Raw genomic sequence first — 25,659 nt, 5'->3', positions numbered from 1 at the left:
CTATTTACGGAAAATTTCAAGTCCTTTTTGAAAATTTTCCCATGAAAAGAGCAGATTTGAAGAAGAAAAAGTATACTTTAAGGAGAAAATTGAATAAAAATTACACATATTTGGCGATATATAGTAAAAAAGTGACAAATACGAGGTTTTGTAAGCAAAGAAAATGTAAAGTAAATGAAAATTTTGCCAAACCCATTGAAATTTATTGCGAGAGGTAGTAAAATGAAAGTCAGCGGTATAATTTGCGAATATAATCCGTTCCATAACGGACATCTTCACCATATACAGGAAACAAGGCGCAACGGTGCAACTCATATCGTTGCGGTAATGAGCGGAAATTTCGTCCAGAGAGGCGATGCCGCCATTATGGACAAGCTTACCCGTGCAAGGCTCGCCGTAAAAAACGGCGCCGACCTTGTTATAGAGCTTCCTGTACCATACTGCCTTTCCTCTGCCGAGAATTTTGCGGCAGGCGGAGTATGGCTCCTTAATTCGCTGGGGGTTGTCGATGAATTGTCTTTCGGCAGTGAATGCGGCGATATAGGGAAAATGCAGGATTCTCTTTCCGTAATGCAAAAGGTGAAGGAAGAAAAAGAAAACGAGATCCGCAGTATAATGGAAAAAGGATATACCTATCCGAGGGCTCTTTGCTCGGTAATGAGCGGAGTTGACGCTCATGCGGCGGCTATTCTCTCCGAACCGAACAATACGCTTGGTATCGAGTATCTTCATGCTCTTAAGGCATCGGGTTCAAGGATAAAGCCTTTCACTGTAAAGCGAAGCGGCGCTGGTCATAACGACAGTCAGGCTGAAGGCAACAGTGCAAGTGCAGGTATTATACGCAGTATTATCGGAGAAGGGAATATTCAAGGGATAGAGAGATATATGCCCGCAAATTGTGCGGAAGCAGTAAGAAATGCTGTATCATCAGGCGAAACGGCTTCGTTATCACGACTTGAAAGGGTAATACTATATAAACTCAGAACTTCATCCATAAAAGAGATTTCAGAATTAAGCGACATTGGACAAGGACTTGAAAATCGCATATACAGTGCAAGATCGGCGGGTTCTCTTGAAGAACTGCTGTATACCGTCAAGACGAAAAGGTACACACTTGCACGTATCAAGCGCATCATCCTTTCCCTTCTGATAGGGATAACGGCGGAGGATATGACACATATGCCTCCATACGGAAGGATACTTGCTATGAATGAGAACGGCAGAGAGATACTTGCTGAGGCAAAGGGCAGAGCTGTCATACCGTATGCGGTATCGCTTGCCAAGCTTGCTCAGAGAAACAGGGTGTCTGCAAGATTTGCCGAGCTCGAAGGCAGAGCTTCCGACGTTTACGGACTTGCACTTGATAATATCATGTCAGCCCAGAATGATTTCAGGGCAAAAATAATGATCGATATGGAGTGAAAAATGATAAAAAGGTTCATAAGCCTGATGGCAGCTGCATTGTCCCTGATGACTTTTGCGTCTTGCGGTCAGACGGTAAAGCTCAACGACGCTGAAGCGGATAAGGACAATAATATCGGTATAAGCGAGCTTGTTGTCTCTGCTGTCGAGGAGAAAAAAGAGGAAGAGCCTGAGAAGCCTACAGAGGAAACTGCACCTCCGAAGCTTGAGATCAATGTCAGGATGCCTAAGGACCATAAACTCGGAAAAGATAAGGCACTCGACTTCAAAACAGTTCTTCAGGAACCCGAACTTCCTACAGGATGCGAGGTTACTGCACTTGCGCAGACTCTTAATTACTACGGGTTCGGAATAGATAAGGTGACTCTGTGTGATACCTTCCTGCTTACCGATTACAGCGGATATTATTCAATGGATGATCGCTATCTCGGCGATCCCCATACCACTTACGGATTCGGATGCAGTGCAAAGACCATAGTGAAAACTGCAAACGACTATTTCAGCTATATCGGTTCGGACTGGTATGCCGTAGACCTTACAGGTTCGGATATCAAGGAGATATACTACCAGATAGAACAGGGACGTCCCGTTATTATATGGACTACCATCGACCAGAGAGATACCGTATCCGAGTTCCAGTTCAGACTTGGCTGCGGTGAGGATTTCTATTTCAATCCTTTCCAGCACTGCGTAACTATATACGGTTTTGACTATAACGAAAAGAAAGTACATATCGCCGATCCTCTGAAGGGCAATATCAAGTATGATATGGAACTGTTTGAACGCATCTACGGTAATATGAACAAACAGGCTGTCATACTCGTGGGCAATGAAGAATCGAAGGGTAAGGAGTATTCTTCCAAGAAGCAGAAAGAGGAATGGATGAAGAAGAATCGTCCCGACCTCGTTCCTACCGAGCCTCCTACAGAGGAGAAAACGACTCAGCCTGAAACAAAGGCACCTACAGAGGCGAAAACAGAAGCACCAAAGGCACCAAAGACTGATCCGCCGCCTGCACCCGAGCCTGAGCCTGAGCCCGAACCTGCACCTGAGCCCGAACCGGAGCCCGAGCCTGAGCCGGAACCTGAGCCTGAGCCTGAGCCGGAGCCCGAGCCTGAACCGCCGCAGGAGGATCCGCCTGAGGAAGAACAGCAGGAAAACAGCGGCGAAGGAGAAACAAGTGAAGATTAAAAGCGTGATTTTCGACATGGACGGTACTCTTATCGATTCTATGGGAATATGGTACAGGATAGACAGGGAGTTCCTCAGGGAGAACGGTATAACCGATCCTCCCGAGGATATTTCCGACAGGATGAAGAAAATGACTATCGATGAATCCTCGGCATACTTCATCAGTGAATTCGGTCTTGACTGCACCAAGGATTACGTTATAAAGCGTATAGAGGAGCTCGTAAGACGTGAGTATGAGGAGAATATCCCCCTTAAACCCCATGTTTCCGAGCTTCTTGATGTTCTCGACCGAAAGGGTATTCGCTACGGAGTTGCCACAGCTACATACAGATCTCTTGCGGAGGCAGTGCTGAAGCGCTGCGGTATCTGCGGGAGGTTTGCTTTTATACTGACGGATGCGGAGTATCCCGAGGGGAAAAGACGTCCCGATATTTTTCTCGGAGCTGCCGAGAGACTGGGTACTTCTCCCGAAGAAACGCTCGTTATCGAGGATTCACTGCACTGTATCCGCACTGCGGCAGATGCAGGCTTCATAACAGCGGCAGTTTACGATAAGGCTGCTGAAAAGGAAATGAACGATATAAAAGCTGCGGCGGACTATTATTTCAGTTCGCTTAAAGAAGCGGAAGAATTGTTCCGAAGATAATTTAAAAAGGATAATCGATATGAAAAAAGTAATGGTAGGCATGAGCGGTGGAGTTGACAGCTCCGTAGCCGCTATGCTGCTCAGAGAACAGGGATATGATGTAATGGGAGTTACCCTTAAGCTGTTCTCGGATGAGGATATAGTTCAGGCGGAAAAAGAAGGCAAGACCTGCTGCGCCCTTTCCGATGTTGAGGATGCAAGGAGCGTCGCTTACCGCCTTGGTTTCGAGCATGTGGTGTTCAACTTCAAGGATAATTTCCGCGAGCACGTTATGAGTCAGTTTGCGGAAAGCTACCTCTGCGGAAGAACTCCGAATCCGTGCATCGAGTGCAACAGACATGTGAAGTTCGACAAGATGCTCCGCAGAGCATTGGAGCTTGGATACGACTATATAGCTACGGGACACTATGCCGTAAGGGAGTACGATGAGAAGTCGGGAAGATACCTCCTTAAGCGTCCCAAGGACCGCAGCAAGGATCAGACATATGTGCTGTATGCCCTGACTCAGGAACAGCTTGCACATACTCTCTTTCCGCTGGGAGAGCTTGAAAAGACTCAGGTAAGAGAGCTTGCCGAAAAGGCGGGACTTGTCAACTCAGATAAGCCTGACAGTCAGGATATATGCTTCGTTCCCGACGGAAAATACGGCGAATTCATACGCAAATTCACAGGTGCGGATGTGCCAGAGGGTAATTTCGTTGATACTTCGGGAAAGGTGCTGGGAACCCACAAGGGCATAATAAACTACACCGTGGGACAGCGTAAGCATCTCGGCATATCCCTCGGAAAGCCTGCATACGTGGTACGCAAGGACGTCGGTACAAATACGGTGACGCTCGGTGATGAATCCGACCTGTATACAAAGTCCCTTATTGCCGATGATTTCAACCTTATCTCGGTTGCGGAACTCACCGAACCTATGCGTGTTACCGCAAAAACAAGATACAGCCAGAAGGAACAGCCTGCAACTGTTTCATACCTCGGAAACGGCGAGTATATGGTAGAGTTTGACGAACCTCAGAGAGCTGTAACAAGCGGACAGGCGGTAGTCCTCTATGACGGTGATACTGTAGTCGGCGGAGGTACGATAATCTGAATGGAATACGAGAAAATAACCGATGCGGAGAAGTTTGCGTCAGCGCTGACTGAACTGAGGATAGAGTATCTGACAGAGGATTACGGCGGACTTTCGCTGACTGAACTCGAACAGCTCAGGGAAAAACTGCCGCATTACTTCAAATCTCATCTGAATGTTGATCTTTTTGCATACGTATGCAGGGCAGGGGAGCTTATTGCAGGATGCTGCTTTCTGTTCGTATCGGAGAAACCGCCGAATCCGTCTTTTATCAACGGAAAGACAGGCACTCTTCTCAACGTTTATACACGTCCGGAATTCAGACGCAAGGGAATTGCAGGCAGACTTATAAAAATGCTGATCGCTGATTCATCTGAAATGAAACTTGATTTTCTGGAGCTTAAGTCTACCGATGATGGATATGAGCTTTACAAGTCCCTTGGATTTGAGGACGCTGTCTCTAAATACCACAATATGAAATTGATCATAGACAAGCAAAACAGACTCTGATAGGAGCGTTATGGAATACAAATACGAAAAACTAACTGATAAGATATATGTCTGTGCCAGCAGCGACCACCGCTTTGGTACAGACGCTTTTCTGCTTGCGGATTTCTCGCAGTACAGGCAGAAGGACAAAGCCTGCGACCTTGGTACGGGATGCGGTATCATACCGCTCATCATGCAGAAGTACCGTCCACCTCAGGTCACTTATGCTGTGGACATACAGGAGGGCGCGATAGAGCAGCTTCGCCTTGGTCTGGAAAAGAGCGAAACTTCGGGGATAGTACCGATATGTGCGGATCTGAAAGAACTGTGGGAGGACGCTCCTATTGGTCAGCTTGATCTCGTTACCTGCAATCCGCCATACAAGGTGAACAACGCAGGCTTTCAGAGCGTTATCACAGCACAGAAAATAGCCCGTCACGAAATACTCTGCACGATAGACGATGTATGTGCAGCTGCTAAGAAGCTTCTGAAATACGGCGGAAGACTTTGCGTCTGCAACCGTCCCGAGAGGCTCAGTGACGTTATCTTCGCAATGAAAAACAATGACATAGAACCCAAAAGACTTCGCTTCGTATCAAAGAATCCCGATGAAGCACCGTGGCTGTTCCTGATAGAGGGCAAGAAAGGCTCCAAGCCTTTTATGAAGGTCGAGCCACAGCTGTACATCCGCAGCGAGAACGGTTTTACGGAAGAACTTCAGCGTATCTACGATACGGGAAAGGATGAGCAATGAGCGGTACACTGTATATAATAGGAACTCCCATAGGCAATCTGGAGGATATAACTCTACGTCAGCTGAGAATGCTGGAGGAGGTGGACTTCGTTGCAGCGGAGGATACCCGCATGACTTCCAAGATACTCGCCCATTACGATATAAAAAAAAGCGGCGGGAATATAGTCTCTTTCCACGAGCACAGTCTTCCTGCGGACTCGGAAAGGATAATCCGCAGACTGCTTGAAGGCGAAAGCTGCGGACTCGTTACGGATGCAGGTATGCCCTGTATATCCGATCCCGGTGAAGTACTTGTACGGAAGGCTTATGCAAATGACATACCTGTAAAGGCGGTCCCTGGACCTACTGCGGTGACTACTGCCGCTGCACTTTCTGGTATGAACGTAAGAAGATTCACCTTTGAAGCTTTTCTTCCCGTGGCAAACAAGGAACGCCTTGAACGATTCGAGCTACTGCGGAATGAAACTGCGGTTATGATATTCTACGAGGCTCCACACAAACTGAAAAAGACTCTTTCGGCAATGGCGGAGTTTTTCGGAGGAGACAGAAAGATAACTATCTGCCGTGAGATAACCAAGATATACGAGGAGACACTTCACTTCACCCTTGATGAGGCGGTAGCCTACTATAACGAGAATGAACCGAGGGGAGAATTCGTACTCCTGCTGGAGGGACGAGATCCTTCTGCGGACGGCGAAATGACTATAGAACAGGCTATGGAGCAGGTCAAAAAGCTCATAGATATGGGTGAAAAGCCTACGGACGCATGTAAGGCAGTGGCAAAGGAAACGGGATTCAAGAAGGGAGAATTGTACTCGGCATTGCAGCAGGAATAAAATTGCACAAAAAAGCTTGCAATTTGTGAGCGGATATGGTATAATGGATAAAGCATATATTTTTCGTTATTTATTTGTGACATAATTAATATATTTCGACCGCACCTTTTTGCGGTGAAAGAGGTTATATCATGATCTGCGATCTGCATTGTCATACGACCCTGTCTGACGGCTCTCTCGGCATCGAGGACGTCATCGCACAGGCTAAACGAACAGGTATCGACTGGCTTTCCATTACTGACCACGATACTATGGCTTCTTTTTCAAGAGCTGATGTTATAGGTCAGCGTGAAGGAGTCAATATACTGCGCGGAGTTGAACTTTCCGCCTGGGATAAAAAGAGAAACGGAAAAGTCCATATATTGTGCTACAATCCACGCAAACCCGAAAGACTTGAAGGTCTATGCCTTAAGTCATGCGAGATACGAAAGGCTTGCTCGAAGGAAATGATAGACAAGGTTATGGAAAAATACCCCATAACACTTGAAAGCATACTGAAAAATACCACAGGCTCAAAGAGCATATTCAAGCAGCATATCATGCGCGCACTTATCGATTACGGATATGCTCTCGAATTCTACGGCGAACTTGATGCCGAGCTCTTTAACCCGAAAACAGGAAGCTGCTATATCGAGAGAGAATATCCCGATGTGAACTTCGTAATCGACCTTATCCATACTTCGGGCGGTGCGGCTGTAATGGCTCACCCTGCGCAGTATGACAACTTTGAACTGCTGGAGGAGCTTGCTTCCGAGGGCAGGATAGACGGAGTTGAGGTTGCTCATTATTCAGCTGATGAAGCCTGCCGCAGCGAACTTCACAAGCTTGCTGAAAAATACGAACTTATCGAAACAGGCGGTTCAGATTTTCACGGACTTTACAACAGCGTTCCGACTCATCTCGGAAGCTGTACAACTACCGAAGAGAACCTTGAACGGATCCTTCGTCTGACATCAAAAACTAAAGCAGCAAAGGAATAACTGATCGGCATGAGTTTTTTACTTGTGAAAAACGAGGCGAGAGTGATAGCTGCTCTTGCCTCTTTTGCACTTTTTATACTATTTCTGCTTCCTGTAGGCTCCGGGATAGTCAATATCGGAAATGCCGCAGGAGCAGCTGTTTCACTTATCCTGACGGGGATATTCCTGTTTAACGGCAGCTTCATGAAGCTTGTAAGCCGTATGTGGGAAAGACCTTTCGGGAAAGCCGCAGTCTGTACTGTAGGCGGACTTTTCCTTGCAGGAGTTATTACAGCCGCCGTGATAAGCGGATTTATGGTCAGGGAAATGCGTGATGCACCCAAAAGCAGCAGTACGACACTTGTTGTACTTGGATGCAAGGTAAAGGACGGACGTCCGAGCCTTATGCTGAAACGCAGACTTGATACCGCTTACGATTATCTCTCGGAGCATGAGGATGTAAAGGCTGTCGTCTCTGGTGGACAGGGCGAGGACGAGGCTGTAAGCGAGGCGCAGTGCATGAGGGATTACCTCGTTGCAAGAGGTATCGATAGTAAACGGATATTTATGGAGGATAAGTCCGTGAATACCGAAGAGAACCTGAGATTCTCGGAAAAGCTGATAAAGGAAAGATCACTTTGCGGTGATGTCACTATCGTTACAGACGGCTTCCATCAGTTGAGGGCCGACCTGATAGCCCGTAAACTCGGAATGGATGCCCGTAACATTTCGGCACATACTCCATACTGGCTTTTGCCTACATATTGGGTAAGAGAATGGTTCGGGGTTGTTTATTTTATATTTTTCGGTTAGGAGGATAATAAAGTGTTTGTTCTGAAAAATGAAAAAACAGGTACATACCTCATTTCGCGCAATGTTTATGCACATCATGAGATGTATGGAAAACGTTTCAAGACCGTCAAGCAGGCTAAAGCGTATCTCCGTTCCAACGGACTTAAAAACAGCGGATATACAGCAGTTCAGTCGGAATATGAAGGCGGTGAGCTTTTCTATAGTGTGGATATACAGAAAGCGGCGAAACATCTGCTTTTTGCGGACAAGAATATGATGTATATGTAAACAGGGTTTGATGTGATAGGTTTGAGGAGTGTTTATGAGAAAATGTTTGAACAGAGCTGCTGCTATAATTTCGGCAGCAGCTGTTTCTTTAAGTTATATGATGCCGTTTCTCTCGGAAGCGGCAGTTATTTCGCCTGACAGCGCAGCGGACGATATAGTCTGTTCCCTGTCTGTACCCGATTCTTTGACTCTGGACGGAGTTGAAGATATGCTTTCTCCGGATGTTCTCAATACAGCGGAGATGAGCGAGCTGATACAAGGCGATGAGAAGTACCCTTCAAAGTTCGATATGCGAGGTGTATTGCCGCTTACAGCTGTAAAGAACCAGGAGACCTTCGGTACCTGCTGGGCACATTCAGCAGCAGCAAGTGCGGAAACGAGCATAATAGACAGACTGCCGAATATTGACCTTTCGGAGTTTCATACTGCTTACTGTGCTTATCTCGGAATCGACCAGATAGATTCCATGGAAACCGATCCAAAGAAGATCATGTCTGTCGGCGGAAGCAGTGAAATCGTAGTAAATCTGTGGTCTCAGTGGGTGGGACCTGTTAACGAATCAAAACTGCGGTACGGTGATATCAACGCTCTCAATGACTACGTGAAAATGTATGACATCAAGTATGATTCGGATTATCACCTTGAAAATGCATATATGTTCGATTATGACAGGATGAGGACGAATAAGGATTACGTTGACAGCCTTGTAAAGCATTTCGTTACAAACGGACAGGCTGTTGATGTTGCGTTCCATTCTGATTCTTCGGCGAACTATTCTTCCGAGCATTTCTGTACCAAATCAAAGAGACCTCCGAGATTTTCAAACCACTCTGTGGTAATAGTCGGCTGGGATGACGACTTTCCTGCATCTTATTTCAAAAACGCTCCCGAGCATGACGGAGCGTGGCTCGTAAAGAACAGCTGGGGAACAGATCTCGGTGATGATGGTTTCGTATGGATATCCTATGATGATCCTTCATTGGGAGAATTTGCAGTGTTTGAGCTCGTAGACAAGTATAACTACTCGACTAATTTCCACCATGATACTTTTGTCCCGAACCAGTCGCTCTCAATATTTGATTCAGGGGAGGAAAATACACCTTCCTACATGGCGAATATATTCTATAATGATGAAACGGATCAGCACATCGAAGCAATATCTACATATATAAGACAACCCGAAACAGAATATGAAATAACTGTATATACAGACCTTAAGGACCGTACTGATCCTTCTTCGGGTACACCTTCGTCAGTTACGAAAGGCGTAAGCCACTATACAGGCTATTTTACCATTCCCCTTGATGAAGCTGTAGCTGTAAAGTACGGCACCGACTTCAGCGTTGTAGTGAAGCTTTACAATAAGGAAACCACATTCATAATCCCGATCGAGACAGCTATGTATGTTACTGATGATAGAGACGGTGAAAAGACGAATATCGGCAGCAATACTACAGAAGACGGCGTCAGAAACAATACCAACAGAGGAGAAAGCTTTTTCAGTGCGGACGGAGAAACATGGTTCGACGTTGTTGATGACGAAGAAACTTACGGCGATGCAGAGGAAAATGCTATTTACACCAATCTGAAATCCAATCTCTACTTCGGTATAGAGGATGACGAAGAGGAAATGAAGAAAGCCGATGAAAAGCTCGATTACTACAAGACGCTCTTTGCTAACGGAACGATAACCGTAGTTCTGGGCAATATTTCCCTTAAGGCATTTGGTACAAAGGATAATGACGTAAAATTCTCCGAACCTGAAGGTGCGGTTGAACCGGGAACACCACTCACCCTGACCTCCTACGGCGACTTTGAGATAGAATGTTCCGGCGGAAGCGGTGAGTTCTCGGGAGTACACGAGGTGACAGAGAAGATCGTTCCCCCTGATACTGTTTCGGCTTATACAAACGGCAGTCCCGATGAGCCGCGTATAGTAAACTATACAGAAAAGACGGCGGCAATAAACGACATCTTCGTTTACTACGTTGAAAGGGGAAAATTAAAGTATCAGCGTGCTTACTACAAGGACGGCAAATTTTATGTCATTCTTGATGCTACTATAGATCAGGTGCAGCTTTACCCCGTAACCACAGCATTAATAAGCATAGGAGACGAAATTGTGTACGGTTATTCGCGTTCAGAGTGGCAGAAACTTCCTAAAGACGGAGAAGCCTGTACAATAAATCTTACTGCGAAGCAGACTGGAATTAAGAACGGTGATTACGAGCTTGAAATAGTGCGTGACTGTATTAAAGTGGATATGCAGGATGAGCGCCTGTACTACAAAGGTGCGGAAAAAGTATATGACGAATTCGGCAATTTTATTGATGACGGCGCTTATGTGGGAGGTATCGCAGGAAAGAGAGTTTTTGCGTATATAGGCGATAAGAAGGCCGAATACAGGCTTCCTTCAAGGAGAGTTATGCCCGATCTGGTCATCAACTTTAAAGCCGAGACTATCACAGGTATCCCCACGGAACTTGCTCCCGATATAGAATTCTGTATCGATGAGGGATTCGACGTGCCCACAAATTATCAGCCTGCCGCAAACCGTATGACCACTTTTGCAGTGGACGAAAACGGAAAAGATGACGAGAATTATCTGGATTTCAGCGTAATACCCGGAGAGGGACTGAACATTCGCTTAAAGGCTGATGATACGCATTTTGCAAGTCTTGCAACCTATATGGTCATACCTTATGCAGGGGGAATGGCTCCCGAAGTTCCTTCATACACCACAAAGGCAGGCGTTATAACGTTTGATGATCCTGAAAAGTATGAAGCGGCACTGATAGAGCCTTCGTCAGGCGGATTGTTTGAAATGCTGGCGGAATCCAGGGGATATACATCTCTTGAAAAATTGAAGGAACTGCTGCTGGATCGATATAACCTCAGAGAAGATGACAGTTATCTTGATTCGCTGATAGGAGCGTGGTGGGGAGATAACGAGTTCCACGTAGGTGACAGGCTCGCTATACGTGAAAAGGCGACAAAAACCTACTTTGCTACGGCGCCGATGATAGTTGAGATGTACGAAATGGGCGATGTTAACATGGACGGTTTCGTTAATGCGGCGGATGCAACAGAGACACTGGCGCACTATGCGTCAATGTCAACCGGCGGCGGCGGTACGATCCCTTACAGCAATCAGTACCTTGCAGACATGGATAAGAACCATGTAATAGATTCCTCAGATGCGACATTAATTCTTGTATATTATGCCGAACTTTCAACTATGAGTATAACCGATGCAACCGACAAAAAAGAGGAGTAAAATGCATCAAAAAACTGCTCCTTGTTTCGACTCTGTATAATTGCACAAAAAATCGGAAATATTTTCCGGTTTTTTGTATTAGGTAGGCATATGCCATAAAAGAAACCTTTACGATATGTGAAATAAAGTCAAAAATGACCGTTAACCAATTTGTAACTTTTGAAAATTGTACTCTGTAATTATGTGATTATTACCGAGAAATGAGTGTTGAAAATGTACAATATGTGCAAAAAAGTATTACGGAACGATGCAAAGGATTGACTTTGATCGAAAAATACGGTATAGTAAAAACACCAAAGCGGAGGTGCTGTATAATACTTTAAGTAAACAGCATGAAGCAAGGATATCTTTCAGGTGAAAGGATCACAGGGAGCGGTTCCCTGATGATGCCTGCGGACGAATTGCTTCATACGGTATCTGCCGTACAAACCGCCAAGACGGTACTGGGATGAAAGTCCCTTGTAATACCCGCTCCGCAAGGAGCACACCGAACACCCAAAGGGAGTATGATTCGAGTGAGGACATTCACCGATGGGAATGGGCCCCGAAGGCTTCGGAAGAAAATCATTATTCATCTAAAACCATATTATTAAAATATGGGTATTTAAGGAGGAAAATCTAATGAACACACTTAAGAAAACATTAGCATTAGTAGCTACTCTTTCAATGGCAGCTACAGCACTCGCAAGCTGCGGCAGTCAGGCAGCTTCATCATCTTCAGAGTCATCTTCAGACGCTGTTTCAGACGCTGCAAGCGAAGTTTCAGACGCTGTTTCAGATGCAGTTTCAGATGCTTCAGAGGCTGTTTCAGATGCAGTTGACGCTGTAACAGGCACTGGTGAGATCGACGCTTCAGTTGGTAAGGGCGGCGCAGACTTCACAGTTGCTGCTTGGAACGCAGATGACGTTCCTGCACTTCTTGCTCAGTGGAAGGGCGAGTCTGATTACAAGGCATTCGCTGATAAGCTCGCAAACGACAGCGTAGACGGCATCAAGTTCATCAACTTCGGTGTTCCTGGCGGCGAAGCTTCTGAGAAGTACGATCAGCTCTTCGCTGGCGGCGGAGACATCGACGTTTACTTCTGCGAGGCTGACTGGGCTCTGAAGTACATCAACGATGATTCACTCACACTCGACCTTGCTAAGCTCGGTCTTGGTGACAGCGATTTCTCTAACATCTTCGGATACACAGATGAGATCGGTAAGGATAAGAACGGCGTTCGTAAGGGCGTTTCATGGCAGGCTGCAGCAGGCGGCTTCGGTTACAGAGCTGACCTCGCTGAAGAGTACCTCGGCGTTAAGTCACCTGCTGAGATGCAGGATAAGATCGGCGACTGGGATAAGTTCGTTGAGGCTGCTAAGACAGTTAACGAGGCTTCAAACGGCAAGACAGCTCTCGCTGATACACTCGGTGGTATTTGGCAGGCATATGCTTGTGGACGTACACAGCCATGGGTTAAGGACAACAAACTCGTTATCGACGACTTCTGCAAGGACTTCGCAGATACAGCTAAGGCTCTCTGGGATTGCGGCGGTGTTACAAAGAACACACAGTGGTCTGATGACTGGACAGCTGCAGGAACAAACGGAAGCTGCATGGGTTACTTCGTATCAACATGGGGCTTCGGCGGATTCTTCCTTAACGCTGCTGGCGGCGTAGACGGCGATACATACGGCAAGTGGGCTGTTTGTGAAGGACCACAGGCATTCTACTGGGGCGGTACTTGGATCGTTGTTCATCCAAACACAGATAACGGTGAAGAGGCTCGTGACTTCATCATCTCTGCTACATCAGACGAGGATCAGATGTCTGCATACGCTAAGACCAAGCCTGAGTTCGTAAACAACTCTAAGGTAATGGCTGACCTCATCGATGCTAACACAGTATTCAACGAGGAGATCACAGGTAACTTCAAGGACAAGCAGAACTACTTCGCAGAGCTTGCTGAGAACGCTAAGACAATCGACTTCAATGGCCTCATCACAGAGTATGATGCTACAGTTAAGGGCGAGTTCATCGATGCTGTTCAGAAGCAGTACATCGAGGCTGGCGCTTCATGGGAAGATACACTTGATGCATTCAAGGATCAGGTTGCTGAGAAGATCACAACACTCGATATCGAATAATTAAATTCGTTTCAGCTTTAAAATGTAATATGTATACCTACGGAATACTTCGGTGTTCCGTAGGTGTATATTTATTTAACAATTGATTTATCTGAGAGGGTGTGTGTGAATGGCATCAGCTGCACAGAGGCGAATTAAATCTATCAGCTATGCAAAATATGGCTACTTGTTTATTCTGCCGTTTTTTATCGTTTATTTCTTTTTCCAGTTATGGCCTTTAATTAATACCTTTATCCTTTCCTTCCACGGAAACGGTAAAGATGGTCTCGATGCTTTCGTAGGTCTGGACAACTATAAGGCTATACTCTTCGGCGGTTCAAACCGTGCTATCAAAATGGTTCACGAGAGATTCTTCAGTTCTCTTGCGAACACTGTAATCCTTTGGGTAGGTAACTTTATACCTCAGATCGCTCTGTCCCTTTCTCTTGCGGTTTGGTTTACAGAAGCTAACCTCAAGATCCCGGGAAAGGGCTTTTTCAAGATTGTAATGTACCTTCCTAATATCATCACTGCTGCATCAGTTGCAGTTCTCTTCCTCCAGCTTTGCGGTGAGGCTGAGAATACTCCCGGTGCGCTCAATCAGCTCCTTAATAAAATAGGACTGGTAAGCAAGGACGCTGCATCAGAAAAGTATGATACTATCAAGTTCATCACAGGTGTATGGCAGTCCCGTGGCGTCGTTATGTTCATCCAGACATGGATGTGGTTCGGTAATACCATGATCATGCTCATGTCAGGTATTCAGGGTATCAACCCTTCACTGTTCGAGGCTGCAAGCATCGACGGTGCTACTTCCGGACAGGTGTTCAGAAAGATCACTCTTCCACTCTTAAGCCCTATTATGGCTTACACACTGGTTACTTCCATGATCGGTGGTCTCCAGATGTTCGATATTCCTTATCTCTATCATAAGGATCCTAATAAGGTTAGTAACGACCTTAAAACTGTTGCTGTTTACATTTATGAGTATTTCCACGATCAGGTCGATCCTAAGATGGGTTACGCAGGTGCAGCTTCAGTTATTCTGTTCTTCATTACTCTTATTCTTGGTTGTATCGCATTCTACCTCACTCGTGATAAGGATGAGATCGCTAAGAAGAAGCAGATCAAGAAGAATCAGCAGCAGACTTCAATGGTCGGCAAGCAGTTTGGGGGGAGATTTTAAAATATGAGCAAAATGAAATCTGTTTACGGAGAGCCCAAGGATAACTATACTGCAAGCCTTAAGAGAAAGTCAGTTATACTTACCATATGGTTCATTATCCTGACTATTATCTGTCTGCTTCCAATTTATATCCTTATTGTCAATGCTACTCGTTCAAATTCAGCTATTGCTAACGGTATCAGCTTTATTCCTGGCGGACACCTCAGCAAGAACATAAAGACACTGTTCAAGGATATCAACTATAATACAGTATTCAACGTATGGATCGGTTATAAGAACAGCTTACTTATTACAGGTATCTCAACTGTATTTACTGTTTTCTTCTCAGCTATGACTGCTTACGGCATCCATGTATACGACTTCAAACTCAAGGAGATCTCTTACACAGTTATCCTCCTTGTAATGATGGTTCCTATGCAGGTTACTTCAGCCGGTTTCGTAGCATTCATGCTGAAACTTCACCTTACCGATACATACTGGCCGCTCATTCTTCCTGCGATCGCAGCTCCTGCGGTAGTTTACTTCATGCGTTCTTACATGAAGTCGAGCTTCCCGCTTGATATCGTTGAGGCTGCTCGTATCGACGGATGCAGCGAGTTCAGAACATTCATATCGATCGCGATCCCGATGATGAAGCCTGCTATCGCAGTTCAGGCTATATTCGCTTTCATCGCAAGCTGGAACAACTTCTATACACCTAACATGATCCTTGTTAGCTCGAAGTTCAAGCAGAAGACTCTTCCTATGATGGTTTCTGCTATCCAGGCATCAGATAAGTTTACTGACTACGGTGCTATCTACTTAGCAATCGCTCTCAGTATCCTTCCTATCGTAATCGTATATGTAATTCTTTCCAAGTTCATTATCGCTGGCGTTGCCCTCGGTGGTGTAAAGGAATAATAAGAGTATACTTTCGGGGAGAACCTTTTCAGGTCCTCCCCGATTTTTTATATCTGGTCAAGTTCAATGACTGATGTTGCGATTTTTTCACGGAAACGAGTGTCATGTTCCACAAATATCATGGTCGGCTGATATGTGGAGATCAGTTTTTCTATCTGCATCCGTGAGAAGACATCGATGTAATTCAGCGGCTCGTCCCAGATAAACAAGTGTGATGGACTAAGCAGACTTGCCGCGATAAGGACTTTCTTTTTCTGTCCGGCTGACAGATCACGTATATCTTTTGTGAACTGTGTTCGTTCAAAGTCCAGCTGACGGAGTACCGAGAAGAACAGGCTCTGTTCAACTTCTTTTGACATGCAGAAATCCTGTAAACTGCCGTTAAGTCCGTCCGTATTCTGTGAAACATAGGAGATGATGAGGCCTGATGCAGTTTCGCAAAGTCCCGTTTCTTTTATCGGCAGCGGAGCGATGTTGTAACCGGCTTTGTCCAGAAGACATTTAATTAGTGTCGATTTACCGCATCCGTTTCCACCGTGAAGGGCTATTCGGTCTCCTTTTTTTACAGTGAAGGTCAGTCCTGTGAATAGGGGAGTGTCAGCTGTTTCGTACTGAACACAGTAGTCCCTTACCTCCACCAGTGTACTCCTGTGGTGCTGAAGCTGCTGTATCTTCAGTTCGGGAGCGCGTTCAATGTCATTAAGAAGTCCCTCTTTCTCCTCGATTTCACGGGAAATGCGCTTTTCCATCTGTTTTACATGACTTTGCATTTTCTTCGTTTTCGCACCTATAAAAGAACGTGTACTTATGCACCTGTCATGCTCCTTTACAGGATCGAAGCCGATTTTTGTGCTTTCATTCTTATCTGCCCAGTCTGAAACTCGCTTTGCTGCTTGTTTCAGTTTTTTTATTTCCTTTTTGTGCTTTTCATTTTCAGCTGCTGCGAAGTGGTCACGCTTTTCTTTCTTCTCCCACCACACGCTGAAATTTCCGTTCTGAACCTCAACGGACTTGCGGTTCAGCACAAGTACATGATCCGTACATGCATCGAGGAGTTCACGGTCATGGGAAACAAGTATGAAACCCTTTTTGTCAGATAGGTAATCACGAACAGCTTCACGGGCGTTATTGTCCAGATGGTTTGTTGGTTCGTCGATGAGCAGAAAATCATTTTCACCCGAAAACAGTACCGCTAACATTACCTTTGTACGTTCTCCGGGACTTAGTGAAACGAATGGGCGGAACAGTATATCTGATTCCTCACGAAGCAGGGATAGTTCGCATATAACACGCCATAGTTCGCAGCCGCTTTTCATTTCGTCGAGAAGTTCGGCGGCAGAAAGCTGCATCTGCTCATCGCTGAGTACGTATGGAAAGTAGCCGAAAGCTACGGATGAATCGATACTTCCGCTGTATTGATACTCGCCTGTAAGGAGCTTCAGAAAGGTAGTTTTTCCCTTGCCGTTTCTGCCGATGAATCCGAGTTTCCAGTTTGTATCGACAGAGAAAGAAACGTTTTCAAAGATGTTATCAAAGCTGCCTTCATAGCAGAAAGTAAGGTTTTTTACGCTGATCTGTGACATAGATTCCTCCTTCCGCGGACCGAAAAAAATCGGGACCGCTTGCTGCCAAACAGTCCCGATAAGTATCATATCCTCACGAAAGCAGACGATACCGCAGATCGCCTGTAGAAATATAAATGCACAAAAAAGAGAGGTTATGATAACATAATCCACTTTTGGCAACATGATAAGACAGTATGCGTTTTCCACACTGTCAGATTAATTATTCATGTGTTCAAAAGCAGATTATCTTTTCATCCTCACACCTCTTTTGCAGTTTTTTTCATTATAGCATACTTTTAATCTTATGTCAAGCAAAAATGAGGTCATACAAACAGAAAGGACGTCCCGAAGGACGTCCTTTTTATATATCTATAACTTTCCCTTGCCTTGTTGAATTACTTTTTATCTGATGTCAGTTTTTCCATTGTTTCGCCCTTTATCGGCAGGTCTCCTGCTTTGATGAGCTTAGCATCTACCATCTGAACTGCGAGAGCGTCCATAGGAGTAAGTCCCTTGCCGTTATCGACGCAGTCTGCATTATCCGTAGCCTGAACGCCGAGTGGGTACTTCTTGCTGTTTGCGATGTTCTGGAGTATCAGCAGGGAGTCTGCAAGTGAAACATCGTAGTCGCCGTTAGCATCGCCGCTGATCTTTGAATCTGTATCAGCAGGTGAAGTTGCAGGTGCAGCAGTAGGATCAATCGCAGTTGTCTGTACAGGTTTTGTTGTTGTGATTACAGCGGCAGTTGTAGCAACAGGTGCGGTTGTAGGTTCCTGATCCTTCGGAATTGTTACATGCGGCATAGCCTTTGGAAGCTTGTTGGTAGCATCCTGTAAGAACGATAGCATGGATACCAGTGAAGCATTAGCGCAAACATTAACTTCATTTACACAGTAAGCTTCATTTGCGTCAACGTAGCATCTCTGGGGAGCATACTTACAAACCTTTACAAATCTATTAGGATCCACTATACCGTCTTTAAAACCAAGACTTTTAACATATGGATCGTATAATCCTGAGTTAGCACCCGGAGAAAGAACACCGTCAGGAGTCTTTGGAAGGTTTGAGTTCAGACCGTTTGCCCAGTATCTGTGGTATGGGTTCTTCATAGAGTTTTCACCGTAGCCTGAAACATATGAGAATCCGAGGGCATTGCGTCCGAAGATATAGTCCATAGATTCAGCTGCTGCGCTGAGGTATGATGTATCTTCAGTAGCATAGTATGCATAACCCAGTACAAGTGCGTTATTGATTATGTTTTCGTTTGAACCATATGGGTAGCCATTTCTGACAATACCAAGTCCAATGCCTGTGTTATCAGGAAAATATGACTTATTGTACGGAATATGCATACCCTGTTTTTCCTGGTAATCAATGTATTTTTTACCTGCTTTGATGATAGAATCACGTATTGATTTCTTTTCATCATCGCTCAGACCTTCAGGAGAGAGGAAGAGTGAAAGGGTACCGTATCCCGATGTGTTTCCTGCGTCAAAAGATGTATATGCTATGGAACCTCCATCGGGAGAAATCCGATCTGCCAGAGAGAAAGCTTTGCCGTTATTACGGCTGTCATGTTTCTGTATGTTGTCATAGTATGAATTATCACCTGTAGATATGAACAGCTCACAGCCTGCCCAGTAGTATTCGTCCTCTGCTGAGTAATCGGTTACAAGTGAAGTACCTACGCCCTTATCGCTTGGCTCGAAGAAGAACTTAATATCAGGATTATGCTGGTAAATGAGTGCGGAGGTGTCAACTGCGTCATAAGCCTTCTTAGCGGCATCAAGGCACTTTGCAGCGAAATCGGAGTCGTAGTCCTTCCAGAGACGTGCTGCCTGAGCTGCACAAGCTGCGAAATCGAGAGTTGCCGTATATGAAGGCGGAGAGACGATACGCCCGGGGGTTTCGTCGTATTCATTCCATTCAAGGCTTGGCATAGGAAGCCACATGTAGTCACGTACTCCGCTGTAGACCATGCCTGCATGTTCGCCCCAGTAAGGATCATCCTCCTTGACGATCATCTTCATCATCCATTCAAGCTCGTATCTTGCCTCTTTGAGTATAGCGGGAGCATCGCCCTCTTCAGGGAGAGCTATATTCTCTGATGCCCATTTATCTGTGCCGTCCTGAGCCTTAGAGAACTCGTAAGCGTTCTGGAGAGTCCATACAGCGGAAGCTCCGTCGGTTACCTGCTTGTAGTAGTTTCCTTCGGTGTACCAGCCGCCTGTTACATCGATCAGATAATCCTTATCGGCACCTTCGAGGTCATATGCGTAGCTCTGTCTCCATTCGCTCTGAACGTAAGCTTTATCCGACAGATGTGCAGCCTTATGTCCGAGCAGCTCCTTATTACCCGATGTGATATATTCGGGTTCTATTGCTATTCCCGAACGGTTCTGATAGAAGTAGTTGAAGGCATCCTTCACTATACTGTCTTCATAAAGAAAGCTTGAAATGCTGAATTCAGGACTCTGATTCATAATGTATGTTTCAGCGCCGGGTTCCTTGGTGCTCCATGTGAGCTTATCTCCGTCTTTTACGGTATCAAAGAATCCCTCAATGCCGTTGAAGGAAGTATCTGATACGCCTGTTTCGTCCTTGACGAAAATAGTGTAGGTACCAGGTGCCTGGAAATCGGAGAAATTTATGATGTGGATGAATTGACCTGAATCCTTTGTGTAGCTGCTGCCTGAGTCTTCATCTTCACCGAATACCTTGGTCATGCCGCTGTATACAGCAGTTCCGTTAGCGTCCCTTATCTCAAAGGGGAGCGGTTTGAAAGCATCGGTCACATATGAAGCCGACTTATTAAGCGTAGGATAGTAACCGATCTGATTGACCATTACATTGCTGTGGGGTAAGGTGTAAAGGTTATCTATGCTGTATTTGGGGTTGGGAACATTTTTTTCGTCCAGGTCTGTGAGGACCATGTTATCGAACTTAAGTACAGTACCGTCCGGGAAGCAGTCTTCATCTGCGTGCATGCCTTTGCCGCCGTAATAGAAGATCCACTCAGCGCTATCAATGGAGTGTTGTGCGGTGAATTCGCTCTCGAAGTGGTTAAGTCCCTCTTTGACAACGAGGTTTCCCAAGCTGAGTGAGTGTTCATAGCCATTTTCGTCGGTACGACCGCTGAAGTTCCATGCATCGGTGCCCGGCAGGCAGTTCATCCATACGGGATCATCTGCTTTATAGTCAGCGATCTGAGTACAGATATTACCATCGGATGTTGAATTAATATCGAAAGCGACCTTATACCTGTGTCCGGCAGTTATAGAAAGGTCTCTGTGGCGTAACTGAAGATCCCATATTGAATCAAGACCCTGGTTGTTGATTATACGTACATTATAAGTGCCGTCCGAGATATCGAAGGACTGCTGTGCAGGCAGAATCTGAACTACATTCCACGGAAATCCAATCCCGTTATCGAAGTTGTTCTGACCGAGCATATTATAGCCCTCAGCTGTTTCATTTGCAGCGCCGAGAACAGGTGCATCGCTTTCCTGAGCGTTGACGCATAGTGGTGCGATCAGTGGTGAAGCAGTCGCAGCCAGCATAGAAGCTGATACAAGGCTGCTGATGATCGAGCGTGTGATTCGTTTTTTCATTAAAATCTCTCCTTTGACAATAGATCTTTCCGCCCAACAGGACATGTGTTATAGATGATAGGTCTATAATATACACTCGCAGAAAAGTCCTGTTTTATAACATATCCCCGTAATAATTTTCCAATAATTGTAAAGACCTATTACAATTGTGACGCAGTCGGGATACTGCGTCACAATCGTTTTTTATGCTTATTAGTAATACTTTATTTTGTCTTGTGCTCGGGACGTACTGTAGGAACCTTGATATCCTCGCCGAGGATAAGCTTGTTCAGCAGAACCACATCATTGATATGTGTTTCACCGCTGCAGTCGATATCCGCTGCTTCGAGGCACTCCTCGCCGTTGAAGGACTTGAGAAGCTCAGTACGTGCAATGACCATATCAAAGCTGTTTACCTTCTTATCGTCGTTAAGATCACCGGGGATGTAGTGGAATACCTTTTCGAGTATCTCTTCGGCAGCAGGTGAAGGAATGTAGATATCCTCGCCGTCTATCTTTACGATATCCTTTGTTACAACAGCAGAACCGCTGCCTTTAACGCCTGTAACCTGGAAAGTAGCTATCTCAGGATCAGCAACAGCAAGGCCGTGCTTCTTGAAAGCATCAAGGTGATCGTTGATGTTGATAACGCCTTCGATCTCGGTATTGTCCTCTGTAAGCTTGTTTTCCTTGCGAACGCTTAAATACAGCTTGTAGAAGAAGTGGTCGCTGTAGTAGATATCATACTCAGCACCGTCGATAGTTTCTGTACCGAGAAGCTCTGTTTTCGTGAATTCGTTATCGTTTTCCTGAGGATCCCAGCCTCTGTAAGCGTCAACTATCATGTACTCAACACTTCCGCCGTTGAGCCAGCCGTGACCGCCTGCGAATGCCTTGCCTTCCTTAAGGTCGGCACTGTATTCAACAGTCAGCTCCTCGCCGTTGTATTCTCTCAGCGGGAAGATAGTCTGATCTTCAGCCTGGTAGTATTTGAGACCTTTCTCAAACTCTGCTTCGTAAACTTCCTTCCAGTCGCACTTGAAACCGCCGTTCTCGATGAGCTCGAGTCTGATCTCGTTAGCATCTTCGGGATCAGCAAGAACAGTGTCATAAAATGTGTTGAAGTAATAGCCGTCTCTCTCGTTATTAACGAGACCGTTGAAAACAGTACCTGTATAGTTGTTGATATCCTCTTCATCAGGGATATACTCAACATCAGGGTAATCTTCTTCGATCTCAGGGAGATAGTAGAGGTCGTTTTTGGTTACGTGCATAGCTCCGCTGGAACCATATCCCTCGGTAGCGAGCATTATATCGAATGGTGAAGAAGTATCAACGCCGAGATCATTCAGTGCCTTGAAGTGATTTGCAACGTTTATAGTTCCTGTTATCATATTTCCGTCAGCGGACTTCTTCTCACTTCTTACGATATAATAGCAGTATGTATAGGTGTCTGAATCCTTCATGAAAGGATGCTGTACCTTGTAGATGTTGTAAACTGCGCCGTCGGATTCAACTTCACCGAGAGATTCACCTGCTGTGGAATAATCAGGCTTTTCAGCGCCCCAGTCATCGATAATGAAGAACTCGGCATCATTATCTCCGAGCCAGCCGTATGCACCGAATAAATAATTTCCGTCACCTTCGGAGATAGCTCTGTACTCGATCATCGGTTTACCGTATAAAGGTGTTCTGACAGTGACCTTGTTCATATTTTCATCCCATTCGATCCTGTCAAAGACCTCGCCTGTCATGCACATGCAATCGTCGGCATCATTCCAGCTGAAGTCATAACCGCGTCTGTTCTGAAATTCAACGCTGATGCTTCCCTGATCCTTATTATAGTATTGGTATTGATAAAGACCATGAGTACCGGATTCTTCTACGGCACCGTTCAGAAGGGTTTCGTCAGCATTAAGGAGCTGTGATGCGGATGGTTCTGTATCTACGGCGTTTGCATAGGGGATAGCACTTCCCGAAATGCAGAGAGATGCAGTGAGTGCAGCTGTAAGCATGCGCTTGAATAATTTGCTCATTATTTTTTTCCTCCTGTTATAAATTTTAAGCCTTTTTCATAGGCTTATAAATATTATACTATTAAATTATAAATAATTCAAGTGAAATATTGTGCAAAAACACGATAAAAAGGCACGCTTTTTTGCAAAAATTGCGATTCTGGAGGAATGTGTTCAAAAAATGCGGTGCAATGCTTTTCACAGGCTGACGCTGCTGGACTATACTATCTGAGTCTGGGAATAGTACATTTCACGGTACTTCTTCGGAGTCATACCGCTGTACTTTTTAAAAACACTGATAAAGGCGCTCTGTGAGGAAAAACCAAGTGCAAACGATATCTCCGAGCTTGGATACTCGCTGTATTTCAGCAGGTTCTGTGCGGTATCTATTTTGGCGCTGTTGATGAAGTTCTTTATGGTAGTACCTGTTTCTTTTGAGAAAAGCTTGGAAAGATAGGTCCTTTCAAGTCCCACGACCTCGGCAAGCTTGTTTACCGAGAGATCTTCATGGAGGTGATCGTAGATATAGTCGATACATTTCCTGATGTGAATGGAAATGACGTTGTTCTTTTTGAGCTGGTGCATACGTTCGGCGTAGTCTATGCGCATCTGCTCGAAAAGGTCGAGGATGCCCTCATAGTCGCTGCATTTATCGGCTCTTCGGATGTAGATGTCTCCGAGGGTATAGGCTTCATCGTGTCCCATACCTGCTTCGACGCATACTCTGGCTATGATAGCGACCGACACTATCATGTGATATCGGATATTCCTTACGGGATCATCCGAGAGCTGTCCCTTACCTTCTGGAAAGTTTTTTCTGACCTTTTTGAAGCTCTCTCTGACTGCTTCGACGTCGCCCTGCTGGACGGAGATATATCGCTCCATTTCGCTGCTGAATGGCAGTCTTGTAAAGCCGCTCATTTTCTGTACATATATGCGGTAATTAAGTTCACGGTCGGTATTCATGGATACGCCTCCTTTTTATTTCTTTCCGAAGAATTAGTTTGGAAAGCCATTACTATTATACCACAAAACTGATATAAAAACAACATTTATGATATAATTTGTTTTGTAATTGCTGTATAATCTCTGACGAGGTGATCGGTATGACGCATACCAGAAATTTGACGAGCGGAAATGTAAAGAAAATCATCTTCACATTCTTTATGCCGCTTCTTTTTACTAATCTTATGCAGCAGATATATTCCTTTGCCGATACGGCAATAGTCGGCAAGGGACTTGGTGACGCTTCTCTTGCTGCGGTAGGAAACATGTCCTCGCTGACCTTCCTGATAATAGGCTTTTCAATGGGCATGACCAACGGATTTTCTATTCTCATTGCGCAGAGCTACGGTGCAGGGGATGCAAAACAGCTCAGGAAAGCTATTGCAGCGTCAGTTAAGCTTTCAGCAGTTATAGCGCTCTTTCTCACAGCGGTGAGCATAAGCTTCCTGCACACCATTATGAAAGTGATGCAGACTCCCGAGAGCATACTTCACGAGAGCCTTACATACGGCTATATCATATTCGGCGGACTTGCAGCAACTATCGCATATAACATGTGTGCAGCCATACTCCGTGCTCTTGGCGACAGCAGAACTCCTTTCATTGCAATAATCGTATCAACCATTGTTAATATAGTCCTTGACTGCGTATGCATATTCGTACTCGGTACTGGAGTTGAAGGTGCGGCAGCAGCAACTATTGCGGCACAGGTCATATCCGCATCCATATGCTTCAGCAGACTCAGGAAAATAGAGATGATACATCTCAGCCGTGAGGATTTCGCATACGACGGCAGGATGTACATGCAGCTTCTGAAAAACGGACTTCCAATGGCATGTATGAACTCTATAACCGCTGTTGGCTGCATAGTGGTGCAGTACTTTGTAAACGGACTCGGAGTTGCCTACACATCAGCATATTCAGCATGCAGCAAATACATCAACATGTTCATGCTCCCCGGAGTTACAGCAGGCTACACTATCTCTTCCTTTACAAGCCAGAATTACGGTGCAGGAGAATACCAGCGCATACATGAAGGCGTAAAGGTCTGTGCGGAGATAGCCTTCGGTTCGTATCTTATTCTGGGTTCGGTAATGTTCTTTTTCCCGTCTGTACTGGCAGGTATAATACTCAGCGGTGACGACTCTATCGCACTTGCTTCCGAGTTCCTTCCTATCTGCGGAGTAATGCTCTTTGCAGTTGACCTTCTGTTCGTTTTCAGACAATGCGTACAGGGCATGGGATATCCATTTGTACCGATGTGTTCGGGAATACTTGAAATGTTCCTCAGGATATCCGTGATAATAATATTCATCCCTGTTCTCGGTTTCAGAGCAACTGCACTTGCAGAGGTATCTGCATGGAGCGGAGCACTTCTCACAAACTTTATAGCATATCAGGTGAACATAAGGAGAAGTGTGAACGGAAAAGCCGCTGATACAGAGAAAAATGTGTGCAGTGCGTGCAGATGAAATCATCCTTTAAGCAGATATACGGGTTTAATCTGTGATATGCCCAAAGACAGCTCCGCCGATTTGTAAAAAACAGAGAAATCCCCTGTAT

Annotated in this window: 19 protein-coding genes; 15 read left to right on the top strand and 4 right to left on the bottom strand. The window is 45.3% G+C overall.

Annotation, left to right across the window (positions count from 1 at the left end):
• Positions 1–222 precede the first annotated feature (222 nt).
• From BT127_RS07785 to BT127_RS07715, 14 genes are all read left to right on the top strand, one after another.
• Positions 223–1,422 (top strand): nucleotidyltransferase, encoded by a 1,200-nt coding sequence (locus BT127_RS07785; protein WP_075424463.1) that lies wholly within the window; start codon positions 223–225, stop codon positions 1,420–1,422.
• A gap of 3 nt (positions 1,423–1,425) precedes the next feature.
• A complete protein-coding gene (locus BT127_RS16260) occupies positions 1,426–2,613 on the top strand; it encodes a C39 family peptidase (RefSeq protein ID WP_082334951.1) in 1,188 nt (395 codons plus the stop codon).
• Positions 2,603–3,259 (top strand): HAD family hydrolase, encoded by a 657-nt coding sequence (locus BT127_RS07770; protein WP_318257201.1) that lies wholly within the window; start codon positions 2,603–2,605, stop codon positions 3,257–3,259. Before BT127_RS16260 ends, BT127_RS07770 begins: the two co-directional genes overlap by 11 nt.
• 19 nt (positions 3,260–3,278) lie before the next feature.
• Complete coding sequence (gene mnmA / locus BT127_RS07765) at positions 3,279–4,355, top strand: tRNA 2-thiouridine(34) synthase MnmA (RefSeq protein WP_075424462.1); 1,077 nt, start codon at positions 3,279–3,281, stop codon at positions 4,353–4,355.
• Positions 4,356–4,844 carry a GNAT family N-acetyltransferase gene (locus BT127_RS07760; protein WP_075424461.1) on the top strand — a complete coding sequence of 163 codons (489 nt, stop codon included), beginning with the start codon at positions 4,356–4,358 and terminating at the stop codon, positions 4,842–4,844.
• Positions 4,845–4,854: 10 nt separating this feature from the next.
• Positions 4,855–5,577, top strand: a complete 723-nt coding sequence (locus BT127_RS07755; RefSeq protein ID WP_075424460.1) for a tRNA1(Val) (adenine(37)-N6)-methyltransferase — start codon at positions 4,855–4,857, stop codon at positions 5,575–5,577.
• Positions 5,574–6,413 (top strand): 16S rRNA (cytidine(1402)-2'-O)-methyltransferase, encoded by an 840-nt coding sequence (gene rsmI / locus BT127_RS07750; protein WP_075424459.1) that lies wholly within the window; start codon positions 5,574–5,576, stop codon positions 6,411–6,413. Before BT127_RS07755 ends, rsmI begins: the two co-directional genes overlap by 4 nt.
• A gap of 131 nt (positions 6,414–6,544) precedes the next feature.
• Positions 6,545–7,393, top strand: a complete 849-nt coding sequence (locus BT127_RS07745) for a PHP domain-containing protein (RefSeq protein ID WP_075424458.1) — start codon at positions 6,545–6,547, stop codon at positions 7,391–7,393.
• 9 nt (positions 7,394–7,402) lie between these two features.
• Entirely contained in the window at positions 7,403–8,185 is a 783-nt protein-coding gene (locus BT127_RS07740; RefSeq protein ID WP_075424457.1) for a YdcF family protein, read from the top strand.
• 12 nt (positions 8,186–8,197) lie between these two features.
• Positions 8,198–8,452 carry a hypothetical protein gene (locus tag BT127_RS07735; RefSeq protein WP_075424456.1) on the top strand — a complete coding sequence of 85 codons (255 nt, stop codon included), beginning with the start codon at positions 8,198–8,200 and terminating at the stop codon, positions 8,450–8,452.
• 34 nt (positions 8,453–8,486) lie between these two features.
• A complete protein-coding gene (locus BT127_RS07730) occupies positions 8,487–11,729 on the top strand; it encodes a lectin like domain-containing protein (RefSeq protein ID WP_075424455.1) in 3,243 nt (1,080 codons plus the stop codon).
• 621 nt (positions 11,730–12,350) lie between these two features.
• Positions 12,351–13,856 carry an ABC transporter substrate-binding protein gene (locus tag BT127_RS07725; RefSeq protein ID WP_075424454.1) on the top strand — a complete coding sequence of 502 codons (1,506 nt, stop codon included), beginning with the start codon at positions 12,351–12,353 and terminating at the stop codon, positions 13,854–13,856.
• A 109-nt stretch (positions 13,857–13,965) separates the two neighbouring features.
• On the top strand, positions 13,966–15,021 hold the full coding sequence (locus BT127_RS07720; RefSeq protein WP_075424453.1) for a carbohydrate ABC transporter permease: 1,056 nt from the start codon (positions 13,966–13,968) through the stop codon (positions 15,019–15,021).
• 3 nt (positions 15,022–15,024) lie between these two features.
• Positions 15,025–15,921 (top strand): carbohydrate ABC transporter permease, encoded by an 897-nt coding sequence (locus BT127_RS07715; RefSeq protein WP_075424452.1) that lies wholly within the window; start codon positions 15,025–15,027, stop codon positions 15,919–15,921.
• Between the two features lie 47 nt (positions 15,922–15,968).
• Here the strand turns inward: BT127_RS07715 and abc-f are convergent, their stop codons facing one another.
• The 4 genes from abc-f to BT127_RS07695 form a co-directional block, all read right to left on the bottom strand.
• The gene (gene abc-f, locus BT127_RS07710; protein ID WP_075424451.1) at positions 15,969–17,504 is read right to left on the bottom strand and encodes a ribosomal protection-like ABC-F family protein; all 1,536 of its coding nucleotides are present in this window, start codon (positions 17,502–17,504) and stop codon (positions 15,969–15,971) included.
• Between the two features lie 377 nt (positions 17,505–17,881).
• The gene (locus BT127_RS07705) at positions 17,882–21,097 is read right to left on the bottom strand and encodes a glycoside hydrolase family 9 protein (RefSeq protein WP_075424450.1); all 3,216 of its coding nucleotides are present in this window, start codon (positions 21,095–21,097) and stop codon (positions 17,882–17,884) included.
• A 203-nt stretch (positions 21,098–21,300) separates the two neighbouring features.
• Entirely contained in the window at positions 21,301–23,112 is a 1,812-nt protein-coding gene (locus tag BT127_RS07700; RefSeq protein WP_075424449.1) for a glycoside hydrolase family 11 protein, read from the bottom strand.
• A gap of 198 nt (positions 23,113–23,310) precedes the next feature.
• Positions 23,311–24,057, bottom strand: coding sequence for an AraC family transcriptional regulator (locus tag BT127_RS07695; RefSeq protein WP_075424448.1), 747 nt, complete (start codon positions 24,055–24,057; stop codon positions 23,311–23,313).
• 140 nt (positions 24,058–24,197) lie between these two features.
• Here BT127_RS07695 and BT127_RS07690 point away from each other — a divergent pair, with 140 nt between their 5' ends.
• Positions 24,198–25,568: an MATE family efflux transporter gene (locus BT127_RS07690; protein WP_075424447.1), complete on the top strand. Its 1,371-nt coding sequence runs from the start codon at positions 24,198–24,200 to the stop codon at positions 25,566–25,568.
• The last annotated feature ends 91 nt before the right edge of the window (positions 25,569–25,659 follow it).

Origin of the sequence: Ruminococcus sp. XPD3002, from assembly GCA_900119535.1 — a bacterium.
GTDB classification, from domain to species: Bacteria; Bacillota; Clostridia; order Oscillospirales; family Ruminococcaceae; genus Ruminococcus; species Ruminococcus flavefaciens_H.
Note: the sequence above shows the minus strand (reverse complement) of the source record. Positions and strands in the feature narration are given on the sequence as shown.